General features: G+C 65.1%; 10 protein-coding genes. 5 read left to right on the top strand and 5 right to left on the bottom strand.

Features of this window, described 5'->3' with window-relative positions; genetic code table 11:
* Window positions 1-137: 137 nt before the first annotated feature.
* The 3 genes from JY96_RS17560 to JY96_RS17550 are packed head-to-tail and all read right to left on the bottom strand — an operon-like array spanning window position 138 to window position 3490.
* Window positions 138-953, bottom strand: coding sequence for a crotonase/enoyl-CoA hydratase family protein (locus tag JY96_RS17560; protein WP_035039465.1), 816 nt, complete (start codon window positions 951-953; stop codon window positions 138-140).
* A 30-nt stretch (window positions 954-983) separates the two neighbouring features.
* Window positions 984-1427, bottom strand: coding sequence for a nuclear transport factor 2 family protein (locus JY96_RS17555; RefSeq protein WP_035039464.1), 444 nt, complete (start codon window positions 1425-1427; stop codon window positions 984-986).
* 41 nt (window positions 1428-1468) lie between these two features.
* Window positions 1469-3490 (bottom strand): NADPH-dependent 2,4-dienoyl-CoA reductase, encoded by a 2022-nt coding sequence (locus JY96_RS17550; protein WP_035039463.1) that lies wholly within the window; start codon window positions 3488-3490, stop codon window positions 1469-1471.
* A 140-nt stretch (window positions 3491-3630) separates the two neighbouring features.
* Here JY96_RS17550 and JY96_RS17545 point away from each other — a divergent pair, with 140 nt between their 5' ends.
* Window positions 3631-4191: a PadR family transcriptional regulator gene (locus JY96_RS17545; protein ID WP_035039462.1), complete on the top strand. Its 561-nt coding sequence runs from the start codon at window positions 3631-3633 to the stop codon at window positions 4189-4191.
* Between the two features lie 39 nt (window positions 4192-4230).
* Entirely contained in the window at window positions 4231-6108 is a 1878-nt protein-coding gene (locus tag JY96_RS24245; RefSeq protein WP_081961380.1) for a diguanylate cyclase, read from the top strand.
* On the opposite strand, the gene JY96_RS17535 is transcribed toward JY96_RS24245, so the two are convergent.
* Window positions 6089-7339, bottom strand: a complete 1251-nt coding sequence (locus JY96_RS17535) for a GGDEF domain-containing protein (protein WP_035039461.1) — start codon at window positions 7337-7339, stop codon at window positions 6089-6091. The genes JY96_RS24245 and JY96_RS17535 overlap by 20 nt on opposite strands.
* Window positions 7339-8601: a diguanylate cyclase gene (locus JY96_RS22485; RefSeq protein WP_152606555.1), complete on the bottom strand. Its 1263-nt coding sequence runs from the start codon at window positions 8599-8601 to the stop codon at window positions 7339-7341. Before JY96_RS22485 ends, JY96_RS17535 begins: the two co-directional genes overlap by 1 nt.
* Before the next feature lie 357 nt (window positions 8602-8958).
* Between JY96_RS22485 and JY96_RS17525 the strand changes: the two genes are divergently transcribed.
* From JY96_RS17525 to JY96_RS17515, 3 genes are all read left to right on the top strand, one after another.
* The gene (locus JY96_RS17525; protein ID WP_081961666.1) at window positions 8959-10584 is read left to right on the top strand and encodes an FAD-binding dehydrogenase; all 1626 of its coding nucleotides are present in this window, start codon (window positions 8959-8961) and stop codon (window positions 10582-10584) included.
* Between the two features lie 25 nt (window positions 10585-10609).
* Window positions 10610-12382 (top strand): thiamine pyrophosphate-binding protein, encoded by a 1773-nt coding sequence (locus tag JY96_RS17520; protein WP_035043482.1) that lies wholly within the window; start codon window positions 10610-10612, stop codon window positions 12380-12382.
* A gap of 84 nt (window positions 12383-12466) precedes the next feature.
* On the top strand, window positions 12467-13447 hold the full coding sequence (locus tag JY96_RS17515; protein WP_035039460.1) for a 3-oxoacyl-ACP synthase III family protein: 981 nt from the start codon (window positions 12467-12469) through the stop codon (window positions 13445-13447).
* The last annotated feature ends 2 nt before the right edge of the window (window positions 13448-13449 follow it).

The following is a 13449-nucleotide window of genomic DNA, read 5'->3' as shown; positions in this document are numbered from 1 at the left end:
ATTGACGGCACAAGCCACTGGATTGACCTGAGACACCGGCACAGGCAGATGCCCTGACACCGGCACCCTTCAACTCGCGCAGCGCCATGACGCAGACCGGGTTCAACGTCAGCCATGCACCTCGCAGGACGACGCGCTCAGTCCTTGAACGTCGGCGTCTGCTTGCTCATGCCGGCCATCATGGCGGCCGTCAGGTCATTGGACATGAGCATGGCGGCGTTCCAGGTGGCGATGTAGTTCAGGCCATCGGCCACCGAGTGGTCACGGCTGTAGTTCAGCATTTCCTTGACACCGCGGATCGACAGCGGCGATTTGGCCGCGATCTGCTCAGCCAGCTCGCGCACGCCGGCTTGCAGCGCTTCACGCGATTCGTACACCTTGTTGACCAGCCCCAGCGACAAGGCCTCGGCAGCATCCACCTTGCGGCCGGTATAGGCCAGCTCGCGCACGATGCCCTGGTTGCCGATCAGCTTGGGCAGGCGCTGCAAGGTGCCCACGTCGGCCGTCATGCCGATGTCGATTTCCTTGATGGTGAAGTAGGCGTCAGCCGAGGCGTAGCGCATGTCGGTGCAGCAGATCAGGTCCACGCCACCGCCCACGCAACCGCCGTGGATGGCGGCCAGCACGGGCTTGCGGCAACGCTCCATGCTGGTCAGCGTGTCCTGCATGTCGAGGATCACGCGGCGCAGGTTTTCGCGGGTGCGCGCGTCGCAATCGTTCTTGATCTGGGGCAGCAGGCCCATCATCATCTGCAGGTCGATGCCCGAGGTGAAGTGCTTGCCTTCGCCTTCGATGATGGCCACGCGGGCCTCCACGTTTTCGTCGATCCAGGTGAAGGCCTTGCGGATGTCCTGCCACATGGCGGCGTTCATCGCGTTGGCTTTCTCAGGCCGGTTCAGGCGAACCACGGCCACGTGCTTGTCCAGGCTGACGGTGACGGTTTCGAGTTGCATGTCTTGTCCTCGGTGGATGAGTGAGGTTCTTTATTGGTTGTGCTGCGCCTTGTAGGCCGGCAGATAGGCGGCCAGGCGTGCGCCCATTTCGGCGCCCAGGGCCTGCAACCCATTGAAGGGGCGGACCATGACTTCAAAGTCCACGATCTTGCCCTCTTCATCGAAGCGGATCAGGTCAATGCCCTTGAGTGACTTGTCGCCCACATTGGCGCTGAACTCCAGCACCACGTTGAGGCCATCTTCGCTCACCAGGGTGCGGTGGTATTCAAACTGCGTGAACACCTTCATCACCGTGTTGAGGATGAGGTTGACGGCCGCGGCGCTCACATACGGCTTGAAGGCCATGGGCGAGCGGAACACGGCGTTGTCATGCAGGATGGTGGGCAGCTTGCCCATATCCTGCAGTGACACCATCTCGTGCCACAAAGCCAGTGAGGCCGCCGCAGCGGGCTTGAGGGTCGAGGGCAGGCTCATGGTGTCACTCCTGGGTTGATCAACACACGATCACACGATGATCACAGGGCTGCGGCCACTTCGGTGCCCTGCTTGATGGCGCGCTTGGCGTCCAGCTCGGCGGCCACGTCGGCACCCCCGATCAGGGTCACCTTCTTGCCAGCGGCTTCCAGGCCGGCCTGCAGCTCGCGGAAGGGCTCCTGGCCGGCACACAGCACCACATTGTCCACCGGCAGCACCACATCCTTGCCGCCCACGGTGATGTGCAGGCCGGCATCGTCGATCTTGTTGTAGCTGGCGCCCGCGATCATCTCGACATTGCGGTTCTTCAGCGAAGTGCGGTGGATCCAGCCCGTGGTCTTGCCCAGGCCGTCGCCGACCTTGCTGGTCTTGCGCTGCAGCAGGTAGATCTGGCGCGGGGCCTTGTCCAGGTGCGGTTGTTTGATGCCGCCGCGGTCCTTGTATTCCGAGTCGATACCCCATTCGGCATTGAACTTGGCCAGGTTCAGCGCGGGGCTTTCGCCTTCGTGCGTCAGGTACTCGGACACGTCAAAGCCGATGCCGCCGGCGCCGATCACGGCCACCGTCTTGCCCACGGGCTTCTTGTCGCGCAGCACATCCAGGTAGCTCAGCACCTTGGGGTGGTCCACGCCATCGATGGCCGGGGTGCGAGGCACCACGCCGGTGGCCAGGATGACCTCGTCGAAGTTGCCCTTGACCAGGTCATCGGCACTCACGCGGGTGTTGAACTGCGTCTTCACGCCGCTGAGCTTGATCTCGTTGCGGTAGTAGCGCAGGGTTTCGTAGAACTCTTCCTTGCCGGGGATCTGCTTGGCGATGTTGAACTGGCCGCCCACGTCGTCCGCGGCTTCGAACAGCGTCACGTCGTGGCCACGGCGAGCGGCCGTGGTGGCCGCAGCCAGGCCGGCGGGGCCCGCGCCCACCACCGCCACGCGCTTCTTGGCGGCCACGGGCTCGATCTTCAGGATGGTCTCGTGGCAGGCACGCGGGTTGACCAGGCAGGAGGTGATCTTGCCGCTGAAGGTGTGGTCCAGGCAGGCCTGGTTGCAGCCGATGCAGGTGTTGATCTGGTCGGCCTTGCCGGCAGCGGCCTTGTTGACGAATTCGGGGTCGGCCAGCAAGGGGCGGGCCATCGAGACCATGTCGGCACAACCGTCAGCCAGGATCTTCTCGCCCACTTCAGGCGTGTTGATGCGGTTGGTCGTGATCAGCGGGATCTTGACCTTGCCCTTCATCTTCTGGGTCACCCAGGCGAAGGCACCACGCGGCACGCTGGTGGCGATCGTGGGGATGCGGGCTTCGTGCCAGCCGATGCCGGTGTTGATGAGGGTGGCGCCAGCGGCTTCCACGGCCTGGGCCAGTTGCACCACTTCGTCAAAGGTGGAGCCACCTTCCACCAGGTCCAGCATGGACAGGCGATAGATGATGATGAAGTTGGCGCCCACGCGTTCGCGCACGCGGCGCACGATCTCCACCGGGAAGCGCATGCGGTTCTCATATGAGCCGCCCCACTCGTCGGTGCGCTGGTTGGTGCGTGCGGCGATGAACTCGTTGATCAGGTAGCCCTCGGAGCCCATCACTTCCACGCCGTCGTAGCCGGCCTTCTGGGCCATGGCGGCGCAGTTGGCGAAGTCTTCAATGGTCTGCTCGACCTCGGCGGTCGTCAGCTCGCGCGGGGGCATGGGCGAGATCGGGGCCTTGATGGGGCTGGGGCCGACCAGGCCGGGGTGGTAGGCGTAGCGTCCGAAGTGCAGGATCTGCATGGCGATCTTGCCGCCCGCGGCGTGCACGGCATCGGTCACAACCTTGTGCTGCGCGGCTTCTTCTTGCGTGGCCAGGCGCGCGCCACCGGGGTAAGGGCGGCCTGCATCGTTAGGGGCGATGCCACCGGTCACCATCAGGGCCACGCCACCACGTGCACGCTCGGCATAAAAAGCGGCCATGCGCTCGAAGCCGTCCTTGGCTTCTTCCAGACCCACGTGCATCGAGCCCATCAGGACGCGATTTCGCAATGTGGTGAAACCCAGGTCAAGCGGTTGCAGCAGGTGGGGATAAGCGCTCATAGGTGTCTCTCTCGGTGAAGTCGATGGGATCGGCAGCGGTTGACTATGCAACCAGTTGCATGAACGGATCGGATATTAGGAGAAGTCTCTCGTTTATGCAACTGGTTGCATAGTTGAATGCCACCCCTTAGACTCGGTCCATGTCTTTATCCCACGCCCTGATGACGTCCCTGCTGGAAAAGTCGTCCTCGGGCTACGACCTGGCCCGCCGCTTCGACAAGTCCATCGGCTTCTTCTGGCGCGCCACCCACCAGCAGATCTACCGTGAACTCGCCCGCATGGAAAAGGCCGGTTGGATCGCCTCCGAAGCCGCGCCGGATGGCGGCCGCACCCGCAAACGCAACTACCGCGTGCTGGACGCCGGCCGCCAGGAGCTGGAGCGCTGGGTGCGCGAGCCCTCCCCCGCGCCAGACCAGCGCGACGAGATGATGGTGCGCATGCGCGCCGACGCCGTCATCGGCCCGCTGGGGCTGGAGCAGGAAGTCGAGCGGCGCATGGCGCAACATGCCACCATGCTGGCCGCGTACCGCCAGATTGAAGCCCGCGACTTTCCTGCCGATAAGACATTGACCCGTGAAGCACGCATCCAGCACCTGATCCTGAAAACGGGGATCATGTACGAGCAAGGGTGGCTGAACTGGTCCCAGGAAGCCTTGCAGGTGCTGAGAGAGACGGCGCCTGCCGATCATTCACCGGGTTGAGCTTCGTGCGTCGAAGCGGCCCGAGCAGTTCATGGCCTCATGCTTCTCACGCACCTTCGCCGACGTTTGCCCAAGCTGATGCGCCCGCTGGTACGGGCCCTGGCCTTGCTCGCCTTGCTGATGCTGCCTTGGCGCCTGATGGCCGCGGAGGCCCTCGCCCAGCCCCTGCCGGTGTCGGCGAGCCAGAGCGAAACGCCACTCGGGACCCACACCCAGGTTCTGGAAGACCCCCATGGCCAGTGGACACCCGCCACGCTGCCCCAGGCCAACGCGGCCTGGCAGCCCCGCGCCACACCATCGCTCAATTTCGGCTTTTCCAAGTCCGTCTGGTGGACGCGGGTGACGCTGCACAATGGCAGCTCACAGCCGGTCGAGCGCGTGCTGGACCTGGGCAGTTCGCTGGTAGACGAGGTGGACGTGCTTGTGCTGGGCCCGGATGGCCGCGAACGCCAGCACATGGCCAGCGGCGACCGACGCCCCTTCTCCAGCCGGGGCGAACCGGTGCGCACCATCGCCACGCGGCTGACCCTGCCACCTGGCGAAACCCTCACCGTGCTGATGCGCCTGGCCGCGCACGACGGGCTGCACGAGATCATCACCCCCACGTTGTGGACCCCTGCCGCCTTCGCCGAGCACAACCAGACCGAGACACTGTTCTTCGGCCTGTACTACGGTGTACTGGGCACGATGCTGCTCTACAACCTGTTTCTCTTCATCTCGACACGGCAAAGCACCTTCGGTTTTTACGTGGCCTACATCGGCAGCTTCCTGGCCTGGGGCCTGATCTTTCGGGGCTATGCCTTCCAGTACTGGTGGCCCGACGCACCCGACTTCAACAACCAGGTGCTGCCCGTCATTGTCAGCATGGTCTACCTGACACTGGGCCTGTTCCTGATGCGCTACATGGATACCCGCCACAGCGTGTCGCCCCGGCTGCACCGCATCGTGGCCACCTGTACCGCGGCCAATGGCCTCGGCATCCTGCCGGCCTTCATGGGCCTGTATGCCCTGGCCTTCGTGATCAACACCGTCCTGGGTCTGGCCTTGATCATCAGCCTGATCGTCACGGGCCACGTGCTGGTCTACCAGGGCTCGCGTCCGGCTCGGTACTTCGCCGCCGCGTTCGTGCTGCTGGCCGTCGCTGCCCTGATCTACTACCTGCGGGTGCTCGGCCTGGTACCGGCGAACGCCCTGACCGACAACATCGTGCAGGTCGGCTCGGCGGCCGAGGCCCTGATCCTGGCCTTTGGCCTGGCCGATCAGACAAACAGGCTCAAGACCGAAAAGCTGCAAGCCGAACGCGAGGCCCTGGCGGCCCAGACGGCCCTGAACACCCAGCTCGAATCGCTGGTGTCCAGCCGCACCCAGGAACTGGAAGCCGCCAACCAACGCCTGGCCAGCCTCTCGGTGACCGACGAACTGACCGGGGCGCACAACCGCCGCCAGTTCAACAAGGACCTGGCTGCCGCCGTGGCCCTGCACAGCCGCCACCACACGCCGCTGGCCCTGTGCCTGCTGGATGTGGATCATTTCAAGCTCTACAACGACCGCTACGGCCACCCGGCGGGTGACGAGGTCTTGCAACAGATCGCGCAGGTGCTGCGCCGGCAGCTGCAGCGCGCCAGCGACCACGTCTACCGTGTCGGCGGGGAAGAGTTCGCGGTGCTGCTGGACATCAACGAGCCCCCCGAGAAAGTGCAGCGCTTCATCGAGCACATGCGCGCGGCTGTCCAGGCCCTCGCGATCCGGCACGAGGGCAGCCCCGTGGGCGTGGTCAGCATCAGCATGGGGCTGGTGATCCTGCGAGGCCTGGGCGCCACCCGCAGCCCCGCCGAGCTCTACAGCCAGGCCGATACCCTGCTCTACAAGGCCAAGCAGGCCGGCCGCAACCAGCTTGTCAGCCAGACACTGGACTGAGCGCGGCCATGGCGCGATGGCGCCCTGCTTCCTTGGCGCGGTAAAGCGCCGCATCCGCCGCTGCCACGAGGCTGTCGATCGAAGCATGGGCCAGTGAGGGCCGCGTCACCGCCACGCCCACGCTGATGGTGACATGCGGCGCCGTGGCGGACGCCTCATGCCGCAAGCCCAGGCCGGCCACCGCTTCACACAGGCCTTGGGCTGCCTTCATGGCGTGCGCCGCATCGGTGTCGGGCATGACCACGATGAATTCTTCACCACCCCAACGCGCCACGCAGCCACTGGCTGATGGCACTTGCTGCTGCAGCACCTGGGCGACATGCTTGAGGCACTGGTCGCCCGCAGGATGGCCATAACGGTCATTGAAAGCCTTGAAGTGGTCCACGTCGATCAACAGCAGGGCCAAGGTTTGGCCCGAGCCTAGGGCGGCCGCCCAGCATTGGTCCACATACTGATCAAAATGGCGGCGGTTGGGCACCCCTGTCAGCGGATCGAGCCGGGACAGCGCATCCAGCTGAGCCTGCGATTCGGCCAGCTTCTGGTGCAAGGTCTGGGCCCGCACCGACCACTGGAAGCGGCGACGCTCTTCCAGCTCGAAGCGGTAATTCATGATCAAGGTGTAGGCCGCGATCAACACCACGAGCAAGGCCAGCGGGATGTCGAACACGTCATAAGCATGGCCCTGGCCGAAGCGCAGCCAGACGCACACCAGCGCCACCCCGATGACACTCAAGGAAGACGCCAGGGCAAAGCGAAACCGGAAGCGCTGGACCAGGTTGCCGTAGATGATGATGGGCACCAGCCCCGCGGTGTACATGCCTGCGAAGTCGCTTTTCGACTGGCTCAACAGCCAGCCCAGGCTCAAGGCCGCCACGCTCCCGGTCAAGGCCACGATACCCTCCAGCAGGCTGGCCGGCAGCAGCAACAGGAATGGCCTGAACCGCCAGCCCAGCAGCAACAGCAGCAAGGCAAAGGGCGTGAACATGAACAACCTGACTTGCAGTGCCATGCCGAACACGTCCGGGATCATGACCTGATCAGCCAGCAGGAACAGGTTGTAGATGAACAGCGCCAGCACGCCGCTGCTGGCAAAGTGCATCACCCTGGCCGCCGCGCCCGCATGCTGGAAGTGCGCCTCGTCAATGGGGTCGAAGCGCAAGGCTGGCGGGCGCCAGGCCAACAGGCGGCGCCAGTCAAACTCAAAAGCCAGTGGGGCGGCTTGTCGGCTCATCAGACGGCCCCCACTTTCACCTCGGGCATGGCGTCATCCGCCGTCACGACGATGCGATCACGCCCCGCCGCCTTGGCGCGGTAAAGCGCCTCATCAGCCATCTGCACCAGCTGGGTCCATTCGCCGTGGGCTTGCGGCCTCATGGTCACGCAGCCGCCACTGAGCGTCACATGCGATGAGCAGCCTGAGCCTTGGTGTGCCAGCCCCAGGCGCGCCACCGCGTCGCGGATGCGCTCTGCCGCGGCAGCCGCTGCATCCATGTCGGTGTCCATCATCACGACCACGAACTCCTCGCCCCCCCAGCGGGCCACCAGATCGCCCGGGCGACGGATGCAGCTCTCCAGGGCGCGCGCCACGCCGACCAGGCAACGGTCCCCAGCCTGATGGCCGTACAGGTCATTGTAAAGCTTGAAGTAGTCCACGTCGAGCACCATCAGCGACAGCACGCGGCCTTGCGCCTGGGCGCGTTGCCAGCACTCGGCCAGAAAGCCCTCGAAGTAGCGGCGGTTGGCCACCTGGGTCAGGACGTCGGTGGTGGCCATGTGCGTCAACCGCTTGTTGGTGGCAGTCAGCTCCGCGTGCAGGGCCTGCTCGCGCGCATCCAGCAGGAAGGCCGTGCGCTCGTCGTGCTCGAGCTTGTAGTTTCCATACAGCACAAAGGCCGTGCTGGTCACCATCAGCAAGGTCGTCGTCGGGATCAGTACCCCGGTCGCATCCGGTACGGTGGTGACCAGAAAGGCGTGCACCGCCCCCACCGTGGCGGCCAGCGCGACGGCCGGCCAGAAGCGGGCCAGCGCACACGTGTAGACGACAATGATGTTGAGCTCAACCACGCGCGCCACGGCCCAGGGCCCCGAGCCCTGCAAGATGATGCAGGACTGCAGCAAGGTCGCCCACACACCCGCGCCAGCAATCAGCCATTCGTTGAGCGCAGGCTTGTTCAGCCTGCGTGCCACCAGCAGGCCCGCCACGATGACCGGCCCGTACATGAGGCCACGGATGAACAGGGCCAATGGCACCACGCTGCGCATCATGAGGAAGTCGGCAATGATGACCCCCGCAAACAGCACGATGGATGCCAGCCCGGCAACCACCATCATCAGGAAACGCTTGGACGCACCTTCGCGCAGAAAGCGCACCTCCAGCTCGCGGGGAAACGTCAGCCAGACAAAGCCATTGGCGATCGTGCGATCAACCAGTTCAGCCTGGTCAGGCACGCTGGGTGCCGTGTCGCCAGATGAAAGGACGTCAACGCTTGTCAAACCGCAACTCCTGTTGAGCACCCCGCGATCGAATCACGTTCCCGCAACCAGAGCGGGTTATGCCCTGAACGAATTTTGCCGATCAACGCCTCATTGCGAACACAGGGCTTACGAGCCATTTCGGGGGAAGCCGCCGGGGAAAGGGACAAAAAACATGGTCTGAACCCACCGCATCCAAGGGGGGGCGTTTCCAGACGAATCGGGTTTGTACGCAGATGCAACGGACGCACACGTCAAGCGGATATCGCGCACTTGCGTTACGTCAAATCGGGTTAGATGCAGGTGTCGGCTCGCAGACAGACAAATGCACCCGCCATGGTCAAACTCAAACCACATTGAGACACCCTGACTTTGCTCGTGCCCTCTTCCTCCACCACTGCTCACACCCTGGTCATCGGCGCCGGGCTGGCTGGGCTGACCACCGCTCTGGACTTGCTGGACAAGGGCCACCGCGTGGCCCTGATCGACCGTGATGAGGCCGCGCACCTGGGTGGCCTGGGCCTGCATGCCTTTGGTGGCATGGCCCTGGTCGACACGCCGCTGCAACGCCTCAACCGCATCCACGACAGCGCCGAGATCGCCCTGACCGACTGGCTGGCCTTCGCCGAGTTCGGCCCGCAGGACATCTGGCCTCGCCGCTGGGCCGAGCATTACATCCAGCGCTGCGTGCCCGAGGTGTATGAATGGCTCAGGCAATTTGGCATCCGCTTCATCCCCGCGGTGCAATGGGTCGAGCGCGGCTGGATGACGCGCGGCAACACCCTGCCCCGCTACCACGTGCTCTGGGGCACCTCGCGCCACATGGTGCTCACCTTGCTGACTGCGTTGCGGCAACACCCCCACCGTGACCGGCTCAGCATCCACGCGCAACACCGTGTGGATGGGCTGCTCAGCAGCCCATCGGGCACCAAGGCCATCACGGGCTGCCATGGTGTGAACCTGGCCAACGAACGGCCCTTCGAGCTGCACGCCAACGCGGTGGTCGTGGCCACCGGGGGCATCACGGGCGACCTGGATCGGGTGCGCCAGCATTGGCCTGTGGACTGGGGCCAGGCGCCACGCACCCTGCTCAATGGCTCGCACCCGCATGCCGATGGTCGCATGCACGACGCCATCTCGGCGCTGGGCGGTGCCGTCACCCATCTGGACCAGATGTGGAACTACGCCGCCGGCGTTCGCCACCCCCGCCCGCACTTCCCCGGCCACGGCCTGAGCCTGATCCCCGCCAAATCAGGCCTGTGGCTGGACCCGGACGGCCGCCGCATCGGCCCCGTGCCCTTTGTGACGGGCTTTGACACGCACGAGATGGTGGCCCAGATCGCGCGCGCCCAATGGCCCTGGACCTGGCAGGTGCTCAACCGCCACATTGCCGAGAAGGAGCTGGCCGCATCCGGTGCCGAACACAACCAGCACATCCGCGACCGGCGGCCGCTGGCCTTGTTGCTGCAGATGCTGCGCGGCAACCGCGAACTGGTTGATGAACTGCTGACGCAATGCCCGGATTTCGTGCAAGCGGGCAACCTCACCGACCTGGCTCGCCGCATGAACCAGGTCACGGGTGATGGCCGCATCAGCGCCAGCACCTTGCAACAACAGATCCAGCCCTTCGACGACCAGATCCGCCGCGGCCCGCGCCTGCACAACGACGACCAGCTGCGCCGCATCGAACACATGCGCCGCTGGCCGGGTGACCGCTTCCGCACCTGCCGCTATCAGCCTATCCTTGACCCGTCTGCAGGCCCCCTGATCGCCATCCGCTGCCAGTTGCTGACCCGCAAGTCCACCGGCGGCATCCAGACCGATCTGCAAAGCCGCGTGCTGGACACGCAAGGCCAGGCCATCGAAGGCCTGTATGCGGTGGGTGAGGCGGCAGGCTTTGGCGGCGGTGGATCCAACGGCCGCAAGTCGCTGGAAGGCACCTTCCTGTCCGGCTGCATCCTCACCGCCCATGCCGCCGCACGCCACATCCTGGGCCAGGCCTGAACACACCGACACACTGGAGACAAGCATGAAAAAGACCGGCGCCCAACTCGTTCGCCACGCCCTGGAACAACTCGGCATCCGCCACACCTTCGGCATCCCCGGCGTGCACAACACCGAGATCTATGACCAGCTCGCCAGTTCGTCGGTGGTCACACCCATTCGCGTCAACCACGAGGGCTGCGGCGCCTTCATGGCCGACGCGGTCAGCCGCACCAACGATTTCAACGGCGCCCTGCTGATCGTGCCCGCAGCCGGCACCGCCCTGGCCATGGCCGGCATCGGCGAGGCCTTCCTGGATGGCATCCCGCTGCTGGTGATCTCGGGCGGCACCCGCACCGACACGGGCTACAGCTACCAGCTGCACGAGCTGGATCAACTCGAGCTGGTCAAGCCCTTCACCAAGGGCGCCTGGCGCATCACCGAGCACAAGCAGATCGTGCCCACCTTCTACGAGGCCTGGCGCCTGGCCAATTCGGGCGAGCCCGGCCCCGTATTCATCGAGATACCGGTCAACCTGCAGCTCTTCCCTGGCGAGGTGGACGAGCTGCCCACTTTCGTGCGCCCCGCCCCGCCGCAGCCCTTGCTGGATGAGGGCACACGCGCCACCGTGAAGCAGGCCGCACAGTTGCTGCGGCAGGCGCGCAAGCCCGGCCTGTTCGTGGGCTGGGGCGGTGTGCATGGCAGCACCTTGACGCAAGAACTGGCCGAGCTGCTGCAAGCCCCGGTGAGCACCACCTTGCAGGGCTTGAGCGCCTTCCCGGCCCAGCACCCGCTGCATGCCGGCATGAGCATGGGCCCTGCCGCCGTGCCCGCCGCTGAGAACGCCTTTGCCGACTGCGACGTGCTGCTGGCCATCGGCACACGCTTTGGCGAGATCGCCACCGGCAGCTATGGCATCAAACCCACCTGGGACCTGATCCACGTCGACATCAACCCGGCCGTGTTCAACGCCAACTACGAGGCCCGCCTGTGCATCGAAGGGGATGCCGCCGCCGTGGTCCGAGGCCTGATCGACGAACTCAAACAGCAACCGGGTGACGCCGCACAGACCCAAGCACGGCAAGCTCGCGGCCAGGCGGTGCGCCAGCAGATCGCCCGCGACAAGCAGGCCTACATCGCCGAATGGCAAGGCCATGACAGCGGCGCGCGCGTCAACCCGCAACGCTTCTTTGCTGCCTTGCGCAGCCAGCTGCCCGACGATGGCTACCTGGTCACCGACGACGGCAACCACACCTTCCTGGTGGCCGAGCTGTTCGAGACCCGCGGCAGCCGCCACCTCATCACCCCCACCGACTTCAATTGCATGGGCTATTGCGTGCCCGCTGCGGTGGGCATCAAGCTCACCCACCCTGACAAGCAGGTCGTGGGCATCGTGGGCGATGGCGCCTTCCTGATGACCGGGCTGGAGTTGCTGACTGCCACCGAGCACCAACTGGGCGTGGTCTGCTATGTGTTCAACGACGGCGAACTGTCGCAGATCTCGCAGGCGCAAAAGCTGCCCTTCAACCGCAAGGCCTGCACCGTGCTGCCTGAAGTGCGCTTCAAGGGCATTGCCGATGCGGTCGGTGCGCATTACCTGCGCATGGACGGCCACAGCGACATCGCGGCCATCATCGGGCAGGCCCAGACCTTGTCCGCCCAGGGCCAGCCGGTGATCGTGGACGTCATGATCGACTACAGCAAGCAGACCCGCTTCACCAAAGGCATCCTGCGCACCAACCTCATGCGCATGGACCTGGGCAACAAGCTGCGCATGATCGGGCGCGCCGCCTGGCGCCGTGTGGCCACCCCTGAGTGAGCCTGGCTCGGGCCTGCGGCTTCAGTCTGCCGCCAGACCGCCGACAAACACCTCCAGAGCAATGCATTTCACTGGAGGTGCCCCATGGGCTCGGATCAACACGTCGCCATCCTGGGGCAAGGTTATGCCGTACCGGACATCATCCGGGGCAATGACGCGCCCATCTTTGACTGGCTGAAAAAGCACTCGCCATCGGGCTCCGACCTGTTCAATGGTCTGAAGTACCGGCGCGTGCTGCCCACCGCCGATGGGGTCATCGACATCATGACCACGGCCTGCGAACACGCCCTGCACCAGGCTCGCGCCAAGCCCGAGCATGTCGACATGATCATCGGCGCCGGCTCGGTCAGCAGCTATGTGGCCCCCAACGACCTGGCCGTGGTGCACCACAAGCTGGGCCTGCCCGCCTCGTGCCGCATCCTGCCTATCAACAGTGACTACTCCACCTTCCAGGACGGCCTGCGCCTGGCCACCGACCTGGTGCGCTGCGGCACGGCCCGGCATGTGCTGGTGGCCTGCGGCAACAACTGGACCCACTTCATGGACTACCACGAGCCCGTGTCGCTGGCCGCCTCTGACGGCGCGGGCGCCGCCCTGGTGGGCCGCACTCACGATGCCCACTGCTTTCGCCTGATCGACTGGGACAACGAGACACAAAGCCAGTGGTATGGCGCCTTCCGCATGGCGCCTCGCCCCGTGTCGCACGACCGCTTCACCAAGCCCTTGATGAAACTGGACGACAAGACGGGCCAGGAAGCGTTCAAGGCCTTCGGACTCAAAGCCCCGGGCCCGCTGATCCAGCGCCTGCTGTCACGCCATGGCTTGAGCGGCCAGGACATCACCCTGATCACGCACCAGACCTCCAAGATGGTCCAGGATGCCTGGGCCGCCGAGATCCAGCCCGCGCACTACATCAGCACGCTGGAGGAGTTCGGCGACATGGTGTCCTCATCGGTGCCGGTCAACCTGGCCAAATGCCATGCCGAGATCCGCACCAGGTACCTCGTCCTGCTGGGCATCGGCATGGAAATGCACGCCACAGCCTTGCTGCTTGAGCGAGGCTGACG

Origin of the sequence: Aquabacterium sp. NJ1 (genome assembly GCF_000768065.1) — a bacterium.
Lineage (GTDB): Bacteria > Pseudomonadota > Gammaproteobacteria > Burkholderiales > Burkholderiaceae_C > Aquabacterium.
The sequence above is the reverse complement of the archived record's forward strand: the minus strand, read 5'-3'. Positions and strand labels throughout refer to the sequence as shown.